Genomic DNA, 21,276 nt, shown 5'->3' on the forward strand with positions numbered 1-21,276 from the left:
CTGTGCCAGCAAAAGAGCTGGGGCGCTGGCCAGGATGGCCAGGGTAGTGGGCTTTTTCATCTTGTCTTCTTCTTGAGTTTGGAGAGGGTTGCAGTGTTAAGTTATGATATAACGTAACATGCCTACTGGCCGCCTTGAAAAGCATCAAGGCGAATCTGCGCTGAGCTGCGATATTGTGGGCAGGACGGGTATTCGGCAGAACTTGGGTAAGTGCCGGGCGACCGTCCCTCCGATCCAAAGATCAAAAAGGCGAAAACTGAGTCGCTTGCATGCGACCGATTTCGATCAATTTGACCTAAATTGGATCTATTTTGTCAGGATCAACTTCCCCGCCCGAGTGATGCGCAGGGAATAAATTTGACCGTTCAGCAGAATCCGCGCCTGATTTCCGCCCTTGGTCAGTTCTTCGGCGTGAAATGTGGGGAATACTTCGGTTGCGGTGGACACGGTGTCTCGGACGATTTGATTCATGGCATCAGCCTCGTTGCGGATCACATGGGGCCCTTGGCATCCGCTGGAACGGGTGCGGGGCCCCTATGGGGTTGCGTTGATGGTCGTGGCTTCCCGATTCCAGATCGGGTGGCTGATGTATAATACCTGATTGATATAGTCAGCTTTGTCAATCTGACTTTTTTACTAAGGTATTATTTTTTGACAAACACTTGGTGATCAGTGTTCGCCAAGGCGCTGTATTTGTGCTTCAACTGAAACAATCCAGGGGGCGACCGGCCTGAAATATCAGGTTTTTTCAAATCTCCCTTTGGTTTCAGAGAGAATTTTACGCATTATGGGGCAAAGCTTTTGGGGATTGGAGACATGAAACGTATTTCACTCGTGCTGCTCTTGCCGTTGATTTTGACGGCTTGTGGCGGCTGGAAGCAACCGACAGAAGAGCGGCGCGCGACCAAAGAACGCTGCGTTGCCGGTGACTATGACGCCTGTGCTGAAATCGGGCATCTGGCCCGCGAAGAGATGAACGGGCAGGTGGTGGAATAAGACGCCAGTCTCTTGTGGTGTCGGGTTTTCCGACGACGGATTGAAGAAAAAGCACCTCGCAGCGATGCGGGGTGCTTTTGTGTTTGTGCAAGGATCAGATGTCGACCGCCGGGATCGGTCAGTCCCGGGTGCCCGAGAACCGAGTTTGCCAATCTTCGCGTTGATCGTCGGTGATCTTGGCAAACAGGACTTCGGGGACGACAAATTCATGTCCCGGTGTCAGCGCGGACAACGCGGCCGGCACATCATCGGGCCAGCTGTCGTCGGTGCATTTCATCGACTCGAGCATACTGGCCGAGGCCTGTGGAATGAACGGCGCGCTCAGCACGGCATAAAGCCGAACCAGGTTCAGGCCCAGCCGGACCTGCGCAGCGGCCTGTTCTGGGTCGGTTTTGAACACGGACCATGGCGCGGTATTTTGCAGATATTCATTGCCCGCAACCCAGATTGCACGCAGCTCTTGGGCGGACTTGCGAACTTCCATAGCTTCCATATGGGCTTCATAAGTGCGGACCCGTGCAGTGACCTCGTCGATCAAGGCCTGTTCCTGCGGCCCATATTCGGCACCCTCAGGCACCGCTTCGCCAAATTTCGAGCGACAGAATTTGGTGATGCGGCTGACAAAATTGCCCAGCACATCCGCGAGATCTTTGTTCACCGACTGCTGGAAGTTTTCCCAGGTGAATTCGCTGTCGCTGTTTTCCGGTGCATGGCTCAACAGCCACCAGCGCCAATAATCGGCGGGCAGGATCTCCAGCGCCTGATCCATGAACACGCCGCGCCCTTGCGAGGTCGAAAACTGACCGCCATCATAATTCAGGTAGTTGAAGGATTTCAGGTGATCGACCATCTTCCATGGCTCGCCCGAACCCAGAATGGTCGCCGGGAAGCTGAGCGTGTGGAAGGGCACATTGTCCTTGCCCATGAACTGGACATAGCGCACGTCATCGGCCCCTTTGTCGGTGCGCCACCACCGTTCCCAATCGGCGTCTGTCTTGCCATTGGCCTCGGCCCATTCACCGGCGCAGGCGATGTATTCGATGGGGGCATCGAACCAGACATAGAACACTTTGCCTTCCATGCCGGGCCAATCATGGCCACCCTTTTTCACCGGGATGCCCCAATCCAGATCGCGGGTGATGCCACGGTCCTGCAATCCGTCACCGTCGTGCAGCCACTTTTTGGCGATCGAGGTTGTTAGAATAGGCCAGTCGGCCTTGCTGTCGATCCAGGCGTCCAGATCCTCCTTCAGAGAGGACTGGCACAGATACAGGTGTTTGGTCTCGCGCACTTCCAGATCGGTGGACCCCGACACCGCGCTGCGCGGTTCGATCAGATCGGTCGGGTCCAATTGTTTGGTACAGTTTTCACACTGGTCGCCGCGCGCCTTGTCATAGCCGCAGTTGGGACAGGTCCCTTCGATATAGCGATCGGGCAGGAACCGGCCATCAGCGTTGGAATACACCTGTTTTTCCGAGACTTCGCGGATCAACCCTGCCTCTGCCAGCTTGCCTGCAAAATGCTGGGTCAGCACGTGGTTCTGCGGGCTGGAGGACCGGCCAAAGTGATCAAAGCTCAGGCAGAATCCCTTGGCGATCTCGGCCTGGACAGCGTGCATCTCGGCACAATATTCGGCGACCGGCTTGCCGGCCTTTGCGGCGGCCAGCTCGGCCGGGGTGCCGTGTTCATCGGTGGCGCACAGGAACATGACTTCATTGTTCCGGCACCGCTGATACCGGGCATACAGGTCCGCCGGCAGCTGGCTGCCCACAAGGTTGCCCAGGTGTTTGATCCCATTGATATAGGGAATTGCCGAGGTAATGAGAATCCGCGCCATTTTTATCCGCCGTCTGATGTGGTGCGGGCGTGTTTACCGCAGCTATGGGTATGCGTCACCCCCGAAACGAAGCCCATTTGTACACCGCGGGGGAAAGTCACGTCTTTCTCACTGTGTCAGGCTGGACTGCCTGGGCTAGCGACGCTCGCGCTGACGTCGCAACAACCGGCCGACCACAAAGGACGTTCGCGGCGAATAGACATATTTGGTCCGGTCTTCGGGGGTTGGGCGGGCCCGCATCCGGGTCAGGCCAAAGATGATCAGCACCACATGGCCCAACGCGATGAATCCGAACAGGGCTCCGGGGCCATAGGCCTCGATCAGGCTGGAGGCGACATAGGGGGCGGCAATGGCCCCCAACGCAAAAAAGAACATCAGCGCGGCGGCGAGCTCGATTCGCTGCTCTGATGTGGCAAAGTCATTGGCGTGGGCAGCCGAGACAGAAAAGATCGGAAAGGTGGTAAAGCCAAAAAAGACCGCCGACAGCATGACGCCAGTGATGCCTGACGAACTGGCCATCATGGTGATGCCGCAGGACACAATGGCGACGACAGACAACCAGATCAGCACCCAGCGGCGGTCGTATTTATCCGCTAACCAGCCCATCGGATATTGCGCCAACGCACCACCCAGAACAAAAGCCGCCAGGAAAAACGCGATCTGCCCGATCTCTAACCCGACTTCCTGGCCGTAAATCGGACCGACCATCCGAAAGGATGCCGAGCTGAGCGCCGCGACGATCACACCGGCCACGGCCAGAGGCGAACAGCGCCAGGCCAATTTGGGCCGCAGACGGGGCGCATCGGGTGTTTCGGGCTGGCTCGCCTTGGTCAGGGTCAATGGCAACAAGGCAGCACAGCACAGGATTGCCAACAGGTTATAGGACACATAGCTGGCCGGCGGCAGCACGGCGATGATCAACTGGGCTCCCAGCGATGCGCTCATGTCGACGATGCGGTAAACCCCGGTTGCACGGCCGCGGTTTTCATTGGTGACCTTTGAATTCAACCAGGCTTCGATCACGGTGTAACAGCCGGCCACGCAGGTGCCCGACGCAATCCGCAGCATCGCCCAGACATAAGGGTCTTCGGTCAACGTGTGGCCGATCAACCCCATGGCACCCAACGCAGTACAGACGGCAAAAGCACGCGAATGCCCGACCGACCCCATCAACCGCGGGGCCCACCAGCAGCCAATGAAAAAGCCCAGGAAATGCGCCGACCCCAACAGACCGATCTGTCCCTTGTTAAAGTTCAGCGACAGGCCGGAAATTGCATCTAGCGGCCCGACGCCTCCGGTCGAGAGCTGCAGCAGAATGACGGACAAAAACAGGGCGGCAAAGGAAATGATCAGGCGCATGACGTCACACCATGGCGCAAGGTGGGCGGGCCGCTTGGGATTTTTCGACGTATTGATGTCGCGAATGGGGTATTGTCATCACTTCGTCGCCTTATTCCGTAACATGGATCACGGCGCGGATGTCGATCTGTACCTGATCGGCAACCAGCTTGGGAAATCCGACCGCTCCGAATGCCTGCCTGCTGATACTGCCTTTCAATTGAATGCTCAACCGGTCCAGGGCGTCGGGCGCGCTGCCTGCGGGGCGGTAGATATCAGCGCTCAGGGTGATTTGACGGGTCACGTCGCGGATGGTCAGGTCTCCGATAACCGCGGCCCCGTCTGACAATCGCCCACTGGGTGCCAATCGGATTTGCGTGGATCGAAAACGGATCATCGGATAGTGCGCCACATTCAGAACCTCTGGTCCGGTTAACGCCTGTGTTGCCAGAAATATCCCGGTACGGGCTTTGGCTACATTCAGATCAACGGCCACGACCGCCCTGTGCAGGGCCTTGGGATCGATCCGGATATCTGCCTTGTGAACAGGGATGGTGCCGCGCTGTTTGCTTCCCTGCAGGTCAAATAGGAACCCGACCTGCGACTCCCCTTGTACCAACTGATACTGCCGCATTTGCGCCAGGGCCGTGCGGGGTAGGGCGATCAGCCCGGCCAGTGCTGCGATCGCTTGGCGTCGATTTGGAAATGTCACGTGATGCGCCCCTTTGTGTGTGACCGTAACATCTTTCCGCTCGCTGTCAGCCGGGGGTCACTGTTTTGTCAGATCCAGAGAGCCGCCTTCCTGCTTCTTTCTGGTTGGAAATACCTCGGGGGAGCCGCAGCAGAGCTGCGGTGGGGGCAGCGCCCCCAACAGGTTGGCGTTCTGCCAGTCAGCGGGTCAGACCGTTTCCGGCTCCACCAGGTTCATCCCGGCTCCGGGGGCCCGCTGCTGCAATTGCCAGCCGCGCGGTGGCAGGGTCCGGGCGCGCAGCCGCTCCAGATGCCAGATCCGCAACCGGGCCTGATGACACGGGGTCATCCGCCAGCGGCTTTCGATGCCCTGCGCCCCGCCCTCGCCGGGGGTCAGCAGCAGCCCCAGCGGTGCAGGCCCCAGGGTGCCGCCCTGTTCGGCGGCCAGATGCAGGCGGCGCACCGGGGTCAGTGCGGGCGGTGCAGGCAGGTCGGCCACAACCAGGGGCACCGCTCCTGCGCGCAGGGCCTCTTCCATCGTCCACAGCAGATCGTTGGCCCGCGCCGCGCTGACAAAGATGAACCGCCCCGGGTCGACAAAATCCCGCATCCCGTCCGGGTTCAGCTGTCCGGGTTCCCAGGTCGGAGAAATCCACAGCACCGGCCCGCTACAGACAGACGCCAGCCACAGCGCAAAACTGCGCCGCGCCGCGCCGCACGCCTCATGCACCCGCGCTTGCGACAGGGTGATTCCGGGCAGCAGGGTAAGATGCGGGCGCGCCCGCTCTGGCGCGCGTCTGAGCAGATGAGTCGACATGAGAGCACTTTACTATGTTCCCGTTATGTTCTCAATATTCTTTCACGACCTCTCAGACCACAGGAGGAGCCCCGTCCCTCGCGCATCGTCGCAACGCAACCAAATCGACCGTTTCCCTTACTAAAAGGGCTGGGCGGCTGGTGGCCATAACGAAGCGGGCAGCGTCGAAATCTGATGCCTGGGGGACCGGACGGTCGCCACCGCCATCTACACCACAATCTTCATCGACATCAGCGGCGCGAAACTGGCCGATGCTGCGTGCGATCTTGTCGATTGTCGTGATGTTTCACATTTGAAGCCAGACAGCGCTGTCCGATCTCCCTCAAAGATTTTGCCCCCAGAGATTTCGGCCCCAAAGCCCGGTGCACCGACACCGACACCGACGACCAACCTGGGTCCCGGTTCAGCCCTTTTCAACCGTGGGGCCGTCCTGTTTGACCCATGCGCTGAACCCGCCTTCCAGGTGCATCACGGGCTTCAATCCCATGTCCTGGGCGGTGCGCGCGCTCAGCGCCGAGCGCCAGGCGCTGGCGCAATAAAACACATAGGTCTTGTCCTGATTAAAGACCTCCTTGTGATAGGGGCTGTCGGGGTCGATCCAGAACTCCAGCATCCCGCGCGGGCAGGAAAAGGCACCGGGGATCATGCCGCTGCGTTGCAGTTCTCGGATGTCACGCAGGTCGACAAACACGTAATCCTCGTTGTCATACAGGGTTTTGGCCTCGGCCACAGACAGGGTTGTCACGACCTTGTTGGCGTCGTCCACCAGGGTTTTGATTCCTGTGGTGATGGTTTGGGGCATGGCGTTCTCCTTGGCTGTTGTGTTGCAGGCTGGCGCAAACAGGGCGAAGGCTCAATGCCAAAACGGGGGGCTTGTGGTCGCGCCCCAGAGCGTTACCTTCACAGCAACCGCGAACAAAGAAGGAATGTCCCGATGAAAATGAATCCGCTGGGCCGGACAGGGATGATGGTCTCTGAGCTGTGTTTGGGTACCATGACCTTTGGCACGCAAACCCCCGAAGACGAAGCCCATGCCCAGATTGACCAGGCGCTGGCGGGTGGGGTGAATTTCATCGACACCGCCGAAATGTATCCGGTAAACCCGATCAGCCCCGAAAATATTGGGGGCAGCGAGGCAATCATCGGCAATTGGAACGCACGTACGGGGCGGCGTGGCGATTACATTCTGGCCACCAAACACTCGGGTGAAGGCATGAAGCACGTGCGCGACGGGGCACCGATCAGCGCGGCGACCATTGCCCCCACGATCGAGGCCTCGTTGCGCCGGCTCAAAACCGACTACATCGACCTCTATCAGTTTCACTGGCCCAACCGGGGCAGCTATATGTTCCGCCAGAACTGGACCTTTGACCCATCCAGCCAGAACCGCGAAGAAACCCTGGCGAACATGGCTGAATGCCTGGAGGCGCTGCAGGAACAGGTGGACAAGGGCAATATCCGCGCCTTTGGTCTGTCGAACGAAAGCGCCTGGGGCACGGCACAATGGCTGCGGATTGCCGATGCGCAGGGCGGGCCACGGGTGGCGTCGATCCAGAACGAATATTCTCTGGTCTGCCGGATGTATGACACCGATCTGGCCGAGCTGAGCGTAAACGAAGATGTTGGGCTATTGGCGTTTTCGCCGCTGGGGACCGGATTGTTGACCGGCAAGTATCAGGGCGGCGCACTACCCGAAGGGTCACGCAAGACGATTAACCCCGAGTTGGGCGGGCGCCATTCGGACCGGGTTTATGACGCGGTGGACGCCTATCTGGAGATCGCGGCGCGTCATGGGCTGGACCCTGTGCACATGGCGCTGGCCTGGTGTCGGACGCGGCCCTTCATGGCTTCGGCAATCTTTGGGGCGACACGGTTGGCACAGTTGGATCACATCCTCGGATCGACCGATCTGGAGTTGAGCCAGGAGGTTCTGGACGAAATCAATGTCGCGCACCGGGCGCACCCGATGCCCTATTGACCGGATGCGGCCCGACCGGACGCTATCGGCAAAGGCTTCGATTTCACAGGGGGTGAGAGGCGTGCCAGGGCACGCCCCCTCTGCGTCAACGACCGGGTGGTGGTTTCCTTCGACTGCGGTGCCAATCAAACTTTTGCCGGATCCCGTTCATGATGAGGTTCCCAGCTTGGAGGCGTCACGGGCGAGGGTTTCGATTCCGCTCCAGTCCCCAGCCGCAATCTTGTCCTTTGCCGCGACCCAGCTTCCGCCTGCGCAGATGACGTTTGGGAGGTCTAGATAGCTTTTGGCGTTCGCTGGGCTGATACCGCCTGTGGGACAGAAAGTGATTTGGGGAAGGGGGGCACCGATAGCTTTCAGCGCTGGTGCACCGCCCGAGGTCTCGGCGGGAAAGAATTTGAGCATGTCATAGCCGCACGCCAACAGACGCATCGCTTCGCTTGCAGTTGCAGCGCCAGGCAAAAGTGGCAGATCCGCCTCTTCGCAGGCCTTCAGCAATTCATCCGTTGCGCCGGGGGAGACGCCAAAGGTTGCGCCAGCCTGTTTTGCTGCGCGCACATCTTCGGGGGTGACCAAGGTGCCGGCGCCGACATGCCCACCCGGCACCTGGGCCATGATGGCGATGGCATCCAAGGCTGCTGGCGTGCGCAGCGTGACTTCCAGCGCTGGCAATCCACCTGCGACCAGGGCCTCGGCCAGGGGGCGGGCGCTGGTGATGTCGTCGATCACCAGAACTGGAACAATAGGGGCGAGCGCACAAATCCCTCGGGTCAGCTGGCTTGCATCAGATGGCGTAAGTGTCATGGCGATCAGCCTCCGAATATGGTTGCGCCTGTGTTGGCGGCACTGACGGTGTTGCGGAACATGGAAAACAGCTCGCGGCCCGTGCCTGCTTGGTTGGCGGACAGATCCGCCACCTCGGCCGGGCGATCAAGGACACCTGTGGTCAGGATGTCCAGCGTTCCGGCCACGGCATCCACGCGCAGCACGTCACCGTCCCGAAGTTTTGCGATGGGACCGCCATCGACAGCTTCGGGGCAGACATGAATGGCGGCTGGCACCTTGCCGGATGCACCAGACATGCGCCCATCCGTGACCAGCGCAACTTTCTGGCCCCGTCCCTGCAGGATCGAAAGCAGCGGCGTCAGGCTATGCAGTTCAGGCATGCCGTTTGCTTTTGGTCCCTGAAAGCGCACTACTACGATCAGATCGTCGGTGAAGTCTCCGGCCTTGAACGCTGCCTTGACGGCCTGCTGGTCAGCAAACACCCGTACGGGTGCTTCGACCACCTGATGTTGGGGAGCCACAGCCGAGACTTTCATCACAGCGCTGCCCAGCGATCCGGTCAATAGGCTAAGACCCCCGGTCGGTTGGAACGGGTCGCTGGCCGGGCGCAGGATCTTGTCGTTCAGGCTGTGACCCGCGCCGTCGCGCCAGCCCAGCGTACCGTCGGCAAGCACCGGATCCCTGGCGTAGTGTTCCAGCCCGGTCCCAACCACCGTTTGCGTGTCGGGGTGCAGCAGGCCAGCGTTCAGCAAATCGCCGATCAAATAGCCCAGACCGCCCGCCGCGTGGAAATGGTTCACGTCTGCCAATCCGTTGGGATAGACCCGCGCCATCAAAGGCGTCACCGCCGACAGATCTGCAAAATCCTGCCAGTCCAGCACAATTCCGCCCGCCCGCGCCATCGCGACAAGGTGGATCAGCAGATTTGTCGAACCACCCGTGGCATTCAACCCGACGATTCCGTTCACAAAAGCCTTTTCGTCCAGAATGTTGCAGACTGGCGTATACTTGTCGCCCAGGGCGCTGAGGCGCAGGGCCTGCCGACTGCCTTCGATCGTCAGCGCATCGCGCAATTCGGTGTTTGGCGGCACAAAACTGGATCCGGGCAGATGCAGCCCCATGAATTCCATCAGCATCTGGTTGGTGTTGGCGGTGCCATAAAAGGTACAGGTGCCGGGGCCATGGTAGGCGGCCATTTCGGCAGCCATCAACGCATCACGGCCAACTTTTCCGGTCGCAAAGTCCTGACGGACCTTGGCTTTTTCATCATTTGCCAACCCGCTGGTCATCGGACCTGCTGGCAGGAAAACGGCTGGCAGATGGCCAAAGGTCTGGGCTGCAATCACCAGTCCGGGCACGATCTTGTCGCAGACCCCAAGAAAAACAGCCGCGTCAAAAGTATTGTGGCTCAACGCCACCGAAGCCGCCAACGCGATCACATCCCGAGAAAACAGGCTCAATTCCATCCCGGCTTCGCCCTGGGTGACACCATCGCACATGGCAGGCACACCGCCCGCGACCTGTGCCGTTCCCCCCACATCACGGGCCGCCTGCCGGATCAAATCGGGATAGCGTTCAAAGGGCTGATGCGCAGACAGCATGTCATTGTAGGTCGTAACAATGCCGAGATTGCCAGATTGCCCATCACACAGTCCTTCTTTGTCCGAACCGCTTGCCGCATAGGCATGGGCCTGCCCACTACAGGACAGATGCGCCCGGGCCGGACCTTTGGATGTGGCCTGAGCCATGCGCTCCAGATAGGGTTTCCGGGTTGCTTGGCTGCGGGCAACGATGCGTTCGGTGACGCGGAGGAGCGTTGGGTTCAGGGTCATGTTCTGTTGCCTTTCAATCAATCTCGCGCCAGCGCCGGCCATCCCGATGTAATAGCATCAATGCGTCTTCGGGTCCCGAGCTGCCGGGATCATAGGGGGCGGGGGCCAGGCGGGCCTCTTCCCAGCCCGAAATGATCGGATCGGCCCAGGCCCAGGCGGCTTCGACTTCGTCACCGCGCATGAACAACGTCTGATCGCCCCGGATCACGTCCATGATCAACCGCTCATAGGCGTCTTGGGCTTGGGCCTGTTCGCCGAGGGCATCGGCAAAGGTCATGTCCAGCGTAACCTCGGCCAGCCGCATTCCGCCGGGGCCGGGTTCCTTGATCGTGGTACGCAGGGTGATGCCTTCGTCGGGTTGCAGGCGAATGATCAGGGCGTTTCCGCGCCGTCCCTCCATTTTCGGAAAAATCATGTGTGGTGGATCCCGGAACATCACGACAATCTCTGATGTGCGCGCGCGCAGTTTCTTGCCAGTGCGCAAATAGAAAGGTGTGCCTGCCCACCGCCAGTTGCCGATGTTGACCTTTAACGCGACAAAGCTTTCGGTGTTGCTTTTGGCGTCGCCGGCGTGATCACGGTAGCTGCCAGAGCCATCGCGATCCCGATACTGACCGCGTATGATATCGGCTTGGGGAACAGGCTCCAGGGCCTCTATCACCTTGACTTTTTCGTCCCGCACCGCGTTTGGGTGCAGTCTGGACGGTGGCTCCATCGCGGTAAGGCACAAGAGCTGCATCAGGTGGTTCTGCACCATGTCCCGCATCGCGCCCGAGCGGTCATAGTATTCGCCGCGCCCCTCGACGCCGAGGCGTTCGGCTACGGTAATCTGAACGTGGTCCACATGTGTGGAATTCCACAACGGTTCCCACAGGGAATTGGCGAACCGCAATGCCATCAGGTTCTGGACAGTCTCCTTGCCCAGGTAATGGTCGATCCGATAGATCTGATGTTCTTCGAAGCTGTGGCGCAAATCGGCGTTCAGGGCCCTGGCCGAAGCCAGATCGTGGCCAAAGGGTTTTTCCACCACGAGGCGGCTGTCGGGTGTCGCAATGCCATGGGCATTCAAATTGGCGGCAAGCGCACCAAACAAAGCCGGGGACACCGACAGATAGAACGCCCGGGTCACGCCATTGCGCAGCTTTTCACCCAGTTCGGTCCAACCCTGTTCCCCAGTTGCATCGACGCAGACATAGCTGATCTTGGCAAGAAAACCGTCCAGCACATCGGTCTGTGCGCTCAGGTCGGGCGCGAATTCGGTCAAGGTCGCGCGCATCTGTTCGCGGAAGGCGTCTTCGGCCATCGCTGAACGGGCCGCCCCGATGATCCGGGCATCCGCAGGCATTTGCCCCACGGCAAAGCGATGGAACAAACCCGGCAGGATTTTACGGCGCGCCAGGTCGCCTGTTGCACCAAAGATAACCAGGTCAAAAGGATCAACTGGTATAACACGAGACACCATTGATTCAACTCGCCAAGCTGAAAGCGTTGCCAGTTCGGAGCAGGGCTCCGATCCGGCGGCCGGTGTCGATCATTCGATTGGAGAATCCCCATTCGTTGTCATACCAGCTGACGATACGGATCAGGCCATCATCTGTCACCGAGGTTTGCGCTGCGGCAAAGCAGGACGAATGTGAATCGTGGTTGAAATCAATCGAGACAAGCGGATCTTCTTCATAGGAGAGGATACCGGCAAGCGGACCCTGCGCCGCCTTTTGGATCACCGAATTGATGTCATCCCGCGTTGCCAAAGACCGCGGCACAAAGGAGAGATCCACCAAAGAGACATTGGGTGTCGGTACGCGTATGGCCGAGCCTTCCAGTTTGCCCTTGAGCTGTGGCAGGACCAGCGAGATTGCCCGCGCCGCGCCAGTTGACGTGGGTACCATCGACAGTGACGCGGCCCGCGCGCGGTAAAGGTCGCTGTGGCTGGTGTCGTGACTGGGCTGGTCGCCGGTGAACGAATGGACCGTGGTCATATAACCGGTTGTGATGCCAAACGCCTGATCCAGGACCATTGCAATCGGGGCCAGACAATTGGTGGTGCAGGATGCATTGGAAATGATCACGTCATCAGGTGTCAGATCCGCATGGTTGACTCCGTAAACAACGGTTCGATCAACATCCGTGCCCGGTGCGGAAATCAGTACCCGTTTGGATCCATTGTCGAGGTGCAGCGCAGCCTTTTCACGCGTCGTGAACAGGCCGGTGCACTCATAGGCGATATCGACGTCTCCCCAGGGCAGGTCCTGGGGGTTGCGGATGGCGGTCAGGCGAATTCTGTTTTTTCCAACCACCAGCCGGTCACCGTCCACAAGAACGCGTTCGTTCAGCCGCCCGTGAACGCTGTCGTATTTCAAAAGGTGGGCAATGGTCTGTGCCGGGGCCAGATCGTTGATGGCGATGACCTCGATATCATGGGTGTTCCCCTCGATGAGCGCACGCAGCACACCCCGACCAATTCGCCCAAATCCGTTGATTGCAATCTTGACTGTCATTGATTCATCCTCCGCGCGGGATAGGGCCAGAGAGCGGCCGCATCTATTGATGATAGCGCTAACATGGATGGAAAAGAAAAGCGAGTCTCTTGTTGGGCCTCTCTTGGGTCTCGGTTTTGTTCAACGCTCTCCTGCCCACGGGGGATTGGCACCGGCACGCAAAACAGGGACGGCCGCAACCCTGGCACCATGCGACAAGGCCGCTTCCAAAACCTCAGGCGACAGAGTTTTCAGCTTGGGCCTTTTCAGTTGGCCAAGTTCCAACCTTTTTCTCCACCGGCATAGGGGCGGGCAGAATCCAGTTCAGGTCTTGGTCGGGCACGTTGACAATATCGGCTTGTTTCATCATCCGACCCGCCGAGTTTTCGTCGAAAACGCAATACGTCGCTTGGCCATCCACAAGGCGGAAAAACGCCAGCGTTGTTTATCGGTCCGAGAGGATCACATGAGCGGTGCCCGCATAGAGTGCCCGCTTGCTTCACATGGCGGCATTTTGGACGGGCGGATTATTCGAGCGCAAATTGGGATGAGAGCGGGGCCCGTCGTTCCCGCCCGTTTCTGATGTTCCCTCTGCCCAGGGGCTTTCCGACCCGGCACAGAGAGGAGATTAGTGTAAGGTCGTGCGCTGGTTTTCCAACCGCAGGTCACGCGCCGAGGTCCCATGAGCGGTACGAAAGGCGCGGGCAAAGCTGGATTGAGATGTGAAACCGGTGGCAATCGCCACATCCATCAGCGGTGTTTCCGTATCAGTGACCAGACGGCGGGCTTCGGCAAGACGCAGTTGCAGGTAATGGTCCTGCGGCGTGGTGTCCAACCGCAGGCGGAACTGTTGCTGCAAGCTGCGCGGTGAGCTGCCAAGCGATTTGGCAATTTCAGCCAGCGGGATCGGGTCGTCCAGCGCCGCCTCCATCATGGCGTGGGCCTTGGCCGTCAGGGCATTGTGTTTGTGCGAACCCAGGCGGCTTTGTGGACGCTGAGCAGGGGCCGTAGGGCCGTCGTACAAAAACAACCCAGCCACGCGCGAGGCAAAGCCTGCGCCATGGCGGGCCCCAATGATGTGCAACATCATTTCGATCGCCGGAGTGGCCCCACCGCTGGTCAGGCGCGACTCTGAAACCACGAAACGATCCTGCCTGACGTCGACATCGGGAAAGCGGGTGGCAAAGTTCTCCAGATCTTCCCAGTGGTTCGTCGCGGCATGGCCGTTCAGCAGCCCAGCTTCGGCCAGCAACCACGGACCACCGTCGATCCCGGCGATGGTGGCACCGGTGCCCGCGATCCGGCGCAATCCGGCCAGAAGCGAGGGCGTCGCATGGCGCGCGAGCTGAAATCCGGCGACCACAATCAACAGCTCGCAGCTGTCCAATCGCGACAACGGGATGCCGGGTACCTGCACCCCGCTGGTCAGCGTTGCGGGTGCACCGGTGGCGGTGACATAGTCCCAGTCAAACGCCGCGCGACCCGCCAAACGGTTGGCCGCCCGCATCGGATCTACGGTCGCCGCAAAGCTGAGCGTGTTGCAATCGTCCAGCACCAGGACGGCGGTTTTCAGGGCCCGATGTTCGGGTTGAAGGATGTTTTTTGCGGATTTCATCAAGTACGATTCGCATGTTGTAAAGTTTGGAGCCCAAGGCTGCGGCACTCTGATTGCGAAATCAAATCGGAATCGGGGGACAAGCCTGGGGATATCCCTCGGGGAAACCCGGTAAAACTTGGGGAAAGAAAATATGCCTCTCGAAATGAACCGCGAAGTCTTTATCACCTGTGCTGTGACCGGATCGGGCGGTACCCAGGATCGCAGCCCGCATGTGCCGCGTTCGCCCAAACAGATCGCCGACAGCGCCATCGCCGCGGCCAAGGCGGGGGCCGCCATTGTGCATTGCCACGTGCGTGATCCCGAAACCGGCACACCGTCACGTGATCTGGCAATGTATCGCGAAGTCACCGACCGCATTCGCGACGCCGAGGTCGATGTGGTGCTGAACCTGACCGCGGGCATGGGCGGCGACATCGTGTTCGGCGGGGTCGAAAGCCCGTTCCCGGTCAATGCGGCCGCCACCGACATGATTGGTGCCACCGAGCGCGTGGCCCATATCGCGGAATGCCTGCCGGAAATCTGTACGCTGGACTGCGGCACGATGAACTTTGCCGAGGCCGATTACGTCATGACCAACACCCCCGGTGCGTTGCGCGCCATGGGGCAGATGATGACCGATCTGGGCGTGCAGCCGGAAATCGAAGCCTTTGACACCGGCCACCTGTGGTTTGCCAAACAGCTGGTCAAGGAAGGCATTCTGAGCAGCCCTGCGCTGGTGCAGCTGTGCATGGGCGTGCCGTGGGGGGCTCCGGATGACCTGAACACGTTCATGGCGATGGTCAACAATGTGCCGGACGACTGGACCTTTTCGGCCTTTTCGCTGGGGCGGAACCAAATGGCCTATGCGGCGGCCGCTGTTCTGGCTGGTGGAAATGTACGGGTCGGTCTCGAAGACAACCTGTGGCTGGACAAGGGCGTGCTGGCCGAGAACTGGCAGTTGGTTGAGCGTGCCAATACCGTGGTGTCCAACATGGGTGCCCGCGTGATCGGAGCGCAAGAGGTGCGTGAGAAGCTGGGTCTGACCAAACGGGCCCCGGTGGCCAAGTGATCCGGCTTGCCGCTGTTTTTGGCCTGATGGCCTGTTCCGCTCTGGCAGAGCAGGCCCCCGGTTGGGAAGGTCATTGGAGCGGCAATGCAAGTTGGTGCGTCCGGGCGGGCGAGGTCGGAGACGAAACGCCGACCTGGTTCGGGCGCGACGGGTTTTTTGGCATCGAATGGAGCTGTGACATCACCCGTGCACGCCCAACAGGCCTGCCCAACAGCTGGACCATCGACACGACCTGTCTGGATGCAGGATTTGAATACAAGCAGTCGCAGCTCTTCCTGCTGACCGTTCAGGACCGGCTGCTGATCATCGACGAAACTGGCGTGACCGACAACCTGGTACGCTGTGTCAAAGGACAATAGAGACACATGAAAACCGCAGCAATCATTGGTGGTGGTGTGATCGGCGGCGGCTGGGCCGCGCGCTTTTTGCTCAATGGATGGGACGTTCGGGTGTTTGACCCGGACCCCGAAGCCGAACGCAAGATTGGCGAAGTACTGGGCAATGCGCGTCGCTCGCTGCCCGGTCTGGGCAATGTGGCATTGCCGCCCGAAGGCACCCTGACATTTCATGGCACCGTGGCCGAAGCCGTGACCGGAGCCGAATGGATCCAGGAAAGCGTGCCCGAGCGGTTGGATATGAAACAGCGGGTTTACGGCGAACTGCAGGCGCATTGCGCGCCGGATGCGGTGATCGGGTCGTCGACCAGCGGGTTCAAGCCGTCGGAATTGCAGGCCGGGCGCGACAACCCGGGCCAGATCGTGGTGACCCACCCGTTCAACCCGGTGTATCTGTTGCCGCTGATTGAACTGGTTACCACCCCGGCCAACACGCAGGGCGTGATCGACCGGGCCAAGGAGATCATTTCGTCGGTTGGGATGTATCCACTGCACCTGAAGAAAGAGATCGACGCACATGTGGCGGACCGTTTTCTGGAAGCGGTCTGGCGCGAGGCGCTGTGGCTGGTCAAGGACGGCATCGCCACCACCGAAGAGATCGACAACGCAATCCGCTATGGTTTTGGGATCCGTTGGGCGCAGATGGGCCTGTTCGAGACGTATCGCGTCGCGGGTGGCGAAGCCGGGATGAAGCATTTCATGGCGCAATTCGGCCCGGCGCTGAAATGGCCCTGGACCAAGCTGATGGACGTGCCCGAGTTCACCGATGAACTGGTGGATCTGATTGCCGGGCAGTCTGACGATCAATCCGGCCATATGTCGATCCGTGAACTGGAACGCGCGCGCGATGACAACCTGGTGGGCATGATGCGGGCGCTGGGGGCCAATGACTTTGGCGCGGGTGCATTGCAGAACGCCCACGACCTGACGCTGGAGACCGAAGCCGGGCTGTCCCGCGGGATGGACGGTGTCGATGTTACGCAGCCGATCCTGACCCAGTCCCGCGTGGTGCCGCTGGATTGGACCGATTACAACGGGCACATGAACGAAGCGCGCTATCTCGAGGCGTATTCCCAGGCGACGGATCGGCTGATGATCATCATTGGCTGTGATGCGGATTACATCGCCAATGGCGGCAGCTATTTCACGGCGGAATCGCATGTGCGGTATCTGGACGAGGCCCACGCCGGGGATGCGATCGAGGTGAAAACGACCGTGATCCAGGGCGGCGGTAAGAAAATGCACCTGTGGCACGAGATGTTCGTGGGCGACCGTTTGGTGTCCACCGGGGAAACAATGTTGCTGCATGTGGATCTGAAGACCCGCAAGACATCGGCTCCGGCCCCGCACATCGAGTCCAATCTGGTCAAGATTGCCGAGGCACACGCGGCGCTGGACGCTCCTGAAGGGTTGGGCCGCGGCGTGGGGGCCCCCCGGTGATGACGGGTCGGGTTTTGATCACCGCAGGCGCGTCCGGAATTGGGCGCGCCATGGGCGAAGGTTTTGCCGCAGCCGGATACGACGTTTGGATCACCGATGTGGACACCGGCGCGTTGGAACAGGTCCCTGCCAATTGGCGTAGCTTTGCAGTGGATGTGACCGACGAACCAGCCATGCAGGCGGTGTTTGCCGAGGTCGACGCAGCCGGAGGCTTGGATGTCCTGTGTGCCAATGCCGGAGTGGCAGGGCCGACGGCGTTGATCGAAGACGTGGCACTGGCAGAGTGGCGACGCTGTGTCAGCGTCAATCTTGAAGGTGCATTTCTGGCTGCGAAATACGCGGCGCCGATCATGAAGGCCGCCGGGCGGGGATCCATTGTGGTGACGTCGTCGACCGCTGGACAGTTTGGCTATCCAAACCGTGCGCCCTATGCGGCGGCGAAATGGGCGGTGATTGGATTGATGAAGACCCTGGCCATGGAGCTGGGCCCGCATGGGATCCGGGCCAATGTCGTCTGCCCCGGAGCGGTAGAGGGCCCGCGTATGGAAGGCGTGCTGGAACGCGAAGCCGCGGCCAAGGGCATGACCCGGGATCAGGTTTATGATGGCTATGCGTCGGGCACCTCGATGCGGTCCTTTGTCGAAGCCAGCGACATTGCCAACATGGCGGTGTTCCTGGGGTCTGATGCGGCGCGGATGGTATCGGGTCAGGTGATCGCAGTGGATGGGCATACGGAAAACCCCGACCCCAAGGTGTAGGATGTATGTGTTTATGGCCGCGCCCCTGGCGGGGCGCGGCGATGTCGCTGGCGCCCTGCGGGCGCAGGTCCGGTGGTGGCCTGCGGGCGAGCCCATTCTTGGTGGCACCCAAAGGGTGCGTTAGGGGCGCTGCCCCTCATGCACCTGCGGTGCATTCACCCCGGGATATTTTTAGCCAGGCGAAGGACGGATCAGCAGGTCAGCCTGGCGAGAAGGTGATCAATGTGATCTGGGATCTGGCGGGCGGTCAGGTCAGCTTCGCGCACCAGCCGGTCGAAATGTGTGGTGAAGGTTTGAATCCGGTCGCTGTCACGAAATGCCAGATAGTGCGATCCGGCATAAAAGACGCACAGAAGTGGACCAAAGAGGGTGACCGGGGCCGAATAGAGGCGTTTGGCGTCAAACAGATAGATCCGTAAACGCGGGTAAAGCTGGTCACAGACCGTTTTCATGTGTCCGAGCTGCTCCCGCCGGATTTCGAGCGGTAGCCCATTGTAATAACCGGTCCCGGTGGCGAAATTGTCCAGCTCGTAGAGCGGCATGGCGATTTCATAATCTGACGGAGCCTGTTGCATCCAGGCCAGCCGGTCCTGCGAGGCGCCGATCGCCTGATCGGCAGTGCGCCCCAGATGCGGGGCGTATTCCCATTCCAGCAGGGCGCGGGTCTTGAGCATGTCGGGCAGGGCGGCAGGAACGTGGCGGATCTTGTAACCGGCGGCTTCGCGGTGCCATTCAAAAATACGCTCGTCAACCAGCGCCCGGGGGGCTTCGGTCAGTGACAGCGACCCCGCCAGCAACTCTGCTGCGCTTTCGGGGCGTTCGGAGAGCGAGAGCAACCAATCCGCCGAAACCCCCAGCACGGCAGCGCAGGCCCCGACCACATGGGCGTTGGGGAGACGCGCGCCATCATCTGTCAAAAGCTGGGATATTGTCGAGCGGTCCACCCCGGTCTGACGCGCCAGGGCGCTTTGGCTGAGACCGCTGTCCTGCAGTGCCCGGACCAGGCGCAGGCGAAATTGTTCGGCGCGCAAACGTTTGTCGATATTTATGCTCATATGGTGACTAATATCACGTTCTGTGAGTTTTGTTAATCATATTCGGAATTCGAAAACCCATGCTCTTGCAGTAACAGTTTTGTGAAATCAACGAGCAGGGGCAAAAATGGAATCGGGTTTAAGATCAATGGTCAAAGCGGTGATCTGGAATGTGATGGGATTGCTGACCATGACCATTGTCGGATTTCTGGCCACCGGGTCGGTTGCGGCAGGCGGTGTCATGGCGGTGGTTAATACTGCCATCGGTTTTGGCATGTACCTGTTTTACGAACGGGTCTGGGCCCGGATCGGATGGGGGCGGCGTCATGTCTGAGCGTCGGGTCCACTGGGCCGGAGTGGAGTGGATTACCCTTGGATTGATTCTGGCCTGTTATGCGATCTGGTTGGGTGCGCTGTGGTGGCTGCCCGGGTTGAACATGGTGTTGGCGGTGCTCGTGTTGGGAGTTGTGATCGCGTTCCATGCCTCGCTGACCCATGAGGTTCTGCATGGTCACCCGTTCAAGTCGAAATGCGTCAACGAGATGACCATGTTCCTGCCGCTGAACCTGTTCATCCCGTATAATCGGTTCCGAGACACGCATCTGGCGCATCACCGGGATGCGTTGTTGACCGATCCCTATGACGATCCGGAATCCAATTTTCTGGATCCTGCGGTATGGCACGCCATGCCGGTTTGGAAACGGGCGCTGTATCGGGTGAACAATACGCTGTTGGGGCGGATCCTGGTGGGGCCCGCCATTGGCCAGACCTGTTTTACGCTGGACGATCTGCGCGCCATGGGCCGGGGCGACGGGGCTGTTCTTTGGGCCTGGATGTTGCATGTGCCCGGAGTGGCACTGGTGATCTGGGCGGTTGTGGCATCTCCCATGCCGGTCTGGGCCTATGTGCTGGCGGCCTATATCGGGCTGGGGCTTCTCAAGATCCGGACCTTTCTGGAACATCGCGCCCACGAAAAATCCCGGGCACGAACCGTGATCGTCGAAGACCGCGGGCCGTTGGCCTGGCTGTTTCTGTTCAACTCGTTGCATGTGGTGCATCACATGCACCCAGGTGCTGCCTGGTACGAGCTGCCGCGGCTCTATCGGGAAGGCAAGGAGCGTTACCTGGCCTGCAACGAGGCCTATGTGTTCCGTTCTTACGGCCAGGTGTTTCGGCAGTATTTTCTTCGTGCCAAAGATCCGGTTCCGCATCCGCTCTGGCCTCAGGGCTGAATTGCCGTCATAGACGGGAACATGAGCTTATGGATTCCGGTCGCAATCGCCGCCGCATCGTTTCAAACGGTGCGGTTCATGCTGCAAAAGGTGCTCAGCACCGCCACCCTGTCGCCCGTCGGAGCGACGTTTTCGCGGTTTGCCTATTCGATGCCGCTGATCCTGTTGGGGTTGGCGGGCTATCTGGTTGTTTCAGGGCGTGAACTGCCGACGTTGAACGCGACGTTCTGGATGTTTGCCGCGATTGGCGGAACGGCACAGATCCTGGCCACAGTTTGTGTGGTGGCGCTATTCAAACAGCGTAATTTCGCGGTGGGGATCACTTTCAAGAAGACCGAAGTGATCCAGACCGCAATCGTTGGACTGCTGGTGCTGGGGGACCAGGTATCGCTGTGGGGCACGGTTGCAATTCTCATTGGCCTGGTGGCAGTTCTGGTCCTGTCCAAAGCGCCCGACAGCACCGGGGCCTGGTGGCGGCATCTGACCAACCGGGCGGCGCAGCTGGGTCTGGGCTCTGGGGTGTTGTTTGCCTTTTCAGCGGTCAGCTATCGGGGGGCGTCTTTGGAGCTGGGCATGCTGGAACCGGCGTTCCGTGCAGCTGTGACATTGGCGGCCGTTGTGTCGCTACAGGCGGGCAGCATGGCATTGTGGCTGGCGTGGCGGGATCGGCCGCAATTGCGCGCAGTCTGGGCCAGCCGCCGTGTGGGCCTGTGGGTGGGGCTGACCAGCATGGGAGGGTCTTTCTGTTGGTTTCTGGCCTTTACCCTGCAGAATGCCGCCTACGTCAAAGCGCTGGGCCAGGTCGAATTGATCCTGAGCCTGCTGGCTTCGGTGCTGTTTTTTCGCGAAAAGATTTCCGCCCGCGAAATGTTGGGTATGGCGCTGTTGGGGGGGTCGATCCTGGCGTTGGTTTTGACCATCTGATTCCAGTGTCCAGATGCTGTGACGCAGCGCCCGACGGGCGCTGCGCGGCCCAACGCCAAGCCTGGCATCCAGAGGATGC

The 21,276-nt window shown here is 60.0% G+C and carries 21 protein-coding genes; 9 read left to right on the forward strand and 12 right to left on the reverse strand.

Annotation, left to right across the window (positions count from 1 at the left end; genetic code table 11):
• Nucleotides 1-306: 306 nt before the first annotated feature.
• Nucleotides 307-471: a hemin uptake protein HemP gene (locus K3727_06960; protein ID UWQ92512.1), complete on the reverse strand. Its 165-nt coding sequence runs from the start codon at nucleotides 469-471 to the stop codon at nucleotides 307-309.
• A 345-nt stretch (nucleotides 472-816) separates the two neighbouring features.
• On the opposite strand from K3727_06960, the gene K3727_06965 reads away from it, so the two are divergent.
• Nucleotides 817-996, forward strand: coding sequence for a hypothetical protein (locus K3727_06965; protein ID UWQ92513.1), 180 nt, complete (start codon nucleotides 817-819; stop codon nucleotides 994-996).
• A gap of 118 nt (nucleotides 997-1,114) precedes the next feature.
• On the opposite strand, the gene metG is transcribed toward K3727_06965, so the two are convergent.
• From metG to K3727_06990, 5 genes are all read right to left on the reverse strand, one after another.
• Nucleotides 1,115-2,833, reverse strand: a complete 1,719-nt coding sequence (metG, locus tag K3727_06970; protein UWQ92514.1) for a methionine--tRNA ligase — start codon at nucleotides 2,831-2,833, stop codon at nucleotides 1,115-1,117.
• Between the two features lie 135 nt (nucleotides 2,834-2,968).
• Nucleotides 2,969-4,192 carry an MFS transporter gene (locus K3727_06975; protein UWQ92515.1) on the reverse strand — a complete coding sequence of 408 codons (1,224 nt, stop codon included), beginning with the start codon at nucleotides 4,190-4,192 and terminating at the stop codon, nucleotides 2,969-2,971.
• Between the two features lie 91 nt (nucleotides 4,193-4,283).
• A complete protein-coding gene (locus K3727_06980) occupies nucleotides 4,284-4,883 on the reverse strand; it encodes a YceI family protein (GenBank protein UWQ92516.1) in 600 nt (199 codons plus the stop codon).
• Between the two features lie 186 nt (nucleotides 4,884-5,069).
• Complete coding sequence (locus tag K3727_06985) at nucleotides 5,070-5,678, reverse strand: hypothetical protein (protein ID UWQ92517.1); 609 nt, start codon at nucleotides 5,676-5,678, stop codon at nucleotides 5,070-5,072.
• Between the two features lie 403 nt (nucleotides 5,679-6,081).
• On the reverse strand, nucleotides 6,082-6,480 hold the full coding sequence (locus tag K3727_06990; protein ID UWQ92518.1) for a rhodanese-like domain-containing protein: 399 nt from the start codon (nucleotides 6,478-6,480) through the stop codon (nucleotides 6,082-6,084).
• Between the two features lie 132 nt (nucleotides 6,481-6,612).
• Between K3727_06990 and K3727_06995 the strand changes: the two genes are divergently transcribed.
• Complete coding sequence (locus K3727_06995) at nucleotides 6,613-7,656, forward strand: aldo/keto reductase (GenBank protein ID UWQ92519.1); 1,044 nt, start codon at nucleotides 6,613-6,615, stop codon at nucleotides 7,654-7,656.
• Between the two features lie 147 nt (nucleotides 7,657-7,803).
• On the opposite strand, the gene eda is transcribed toward K3727_06995, so the two are convergent.
• From eda to K3727_07020, 5 genes are all read right to left on the reverse strand, one after another.
• On the reverse strand, nucleotides 7,804-8,457 hold the full coding sequence (gene eda / locus K3727_07000; protein UWQ92520.1) for a bifunctional 4-hydroxy-2-oxoglutarate aldolase/2-dehydro-3-deoxy-phosphogluconate aldolase: 654 nt from the start codon (nucleotides 8,455-8,457) through the stop codon (nucleotides 7,804-7,806).
• Between the two features lie 5 nt (nucleotides 8,458-8,462).
• On the reverse strand, nucleotides 8,463-10,271 hold the full coding sequence (edd, locus tag K3727_07005) for a phosphogluconate dehydratase (protein ID UWQ92521.1): 1,809 nt from the start codon (nucleotides 10,269-10,271) through the stop codon (nucleotides 8,463-8,465).
• Between the two features lie 13 nt (nucleotides 10,272-10,284).
• Nucleotides 10,285-11,733, reverse strand: a complete 1,449-nt coding sequence (zwf, locus tag K3727_07010) for a glucose-6-phosphate dehydrogenase (protein UWQ92522.1) — start codon at nucleotides 11,731-11,733, stop codon at nucleotides 10,285-10,287.
• A gap of 4 nt (nucleotides 11,734-11,737) precedes the next feature.
• Complete coding sequence (gene gap / locus K3727_07015) at nucleotides 11,738-12,769, reverse strand: type I glyceraldehyde-3-phosphate dehydrogenase (protein ID UWQ92523.1); 1,032 nt, start codon at nucleotides 12,767-12,769, stop codon at nucleotides 11,738-11,740.
• Between the two features lie 607 nt (nucleotides 12,770-13,376).
• A complete protein-coding gene (locus tag K3727_07020; protein UWQ92524.1) occupies nucleotides 13,377-14,363 on the reverse strand; it encodes a GlxA family transcriptional regulator in 987 nt (328 codons plus the stop codon).
• 133 nt (nucleotides 14,364-14,496) lie between these two features.
• On the opposite strand from K3727_07020, the gene K3727_07025 reads away from it, so the two are divergent.
• The 4 genes from K3727_07025 to K3727_07040 are packed head-to-tail and all read left to right on the forward strand — an operon-like array spanning nucleotide 14,497 to nucleotide 18,007.
• Nucleotides 14,497-15,414 carry a 3-keto-5-aminohexanoate cleavage protein gene (locus K3727_07025; GenBank protein ID UWQ92525.1) on the forward strand — a complete coding sequence of 306 codons (918 nt, stop codon included), beginning with the start codon at nucleotides 14,497-14,499 and terminating at the stop codon, nucleotides 15,412-15,414.
• Entirely contained in the window at nucleotides 15,411-15,773 is a 363-nt protein-coding gene (locus K3727_07030) for a hypothetical protein (GenBank protein ID UWQ92526.1), read from the forward strand. Before K3727_07025 ends, K3727_07030 begins: the two co-directional genes overlap by 4 nt.
• A 6-nt stretch (nucleotides 15,774-15,779) precedes the next feature.
• Complete coding sequence (locus tag K3727_07035; protein UWQ92527.1) at nucleotides 15,780-17,249, forward strand: carnitine 3-dehydrogenase; 1,470 nt, start codon at nucleotides 15,780-15,782, stop codon at nucleotides 17,247-17,249.
• Complete coding sequence (locus tag K3727_07040; protein ID UWQ92528.1) at nucleotides 17,249-18,007, forward strand: SDR family oxidoreductase; 759 nt, start codon at nucleotides 17,249-17,251, stop codon at nucleotides 18,005-18,007. The genes K3727_07035 and K3727_07040 overlap by 1 nt, the downstream gene beginning before the upstream one ends.
• Nucleotides 18,008-18,198: 191 nt before the next feature.
• Here the strand turns inward: K3727_07040 and K3727_07045 are convergent, their stop codons facing one another.
• The gene (locus K3727_07045; protein UWQ92529.1) at nucleotides 18,199-19,062 is read right to left on the reverse strand and encodes a helix-turn-helix domain-containing protein; all 864 of its coding nucleotides are present in this window, start codon (nucleotides 19,060-19,062) and stop codon (nucleotides 18,199-18,201) included.
• A 106-nt stretch (nucleotides 19,063-19,168) separates the two neighbouring features.
• Between K3727_07045 and K3727_07050 the strand changes: the two genes are divergently transcribed.
• From K3727_07050 to K3727_07060, 3 genes are read left to right on the forward strand one after another with little or no spacing between them, the layout of a single operon-like run.
• Nucleotides 19,169-19,375 carry a DUF2061 domain-containing protein gene (locus K3727_07050; protein ID UWQ92530.1) on the forward strand — a complete coding sequence of 69 codons (207 nt, stop codon included), beginning with the start codon at nucleotides 19,169-19,171 and terminating at the stop codon, nucleotides 19,373-19,375.
• A complete protein-coding gene (locus K3727_07055; protein ID UWQ92531.1) occupies nucleotides 19,368-20,273 on the forward strand; it encodes a fatty acid desaturase in 906 nt (301 codons plus the stop codon). The genes K3727_07050 and K3727_07055 overlap by 8 nt, the downstream gene beginning before the upstream one ends.
• Before the next feature lie 21 nt (nucleotides 20,274-20,294).
• Nucleotides 20,295-21,197, forward strand: coding sequence for a DMT family transporter (locus K3727_07060; GenBank protein ID UWQ92532.1), 903 nt, complete (start codon nucleotides 20,295-20,297; stop codon nucleotides 21,195-21,197).
• The last annotated feature ends 79 nt before the right edge of the window (nucleotides 21,198-21,276 follow it).

It is taken from the genome of Rhodobacteraceae bacterium M382, from assembly GCA_025141015.1.
GTDB lineage: Bacteria > Pseudomonadota > Alphaproteobacteria > Rhodobacterales > Rhodobacteraceae > Aliisedimentitalea > Aliisedimentitalea scapharcae.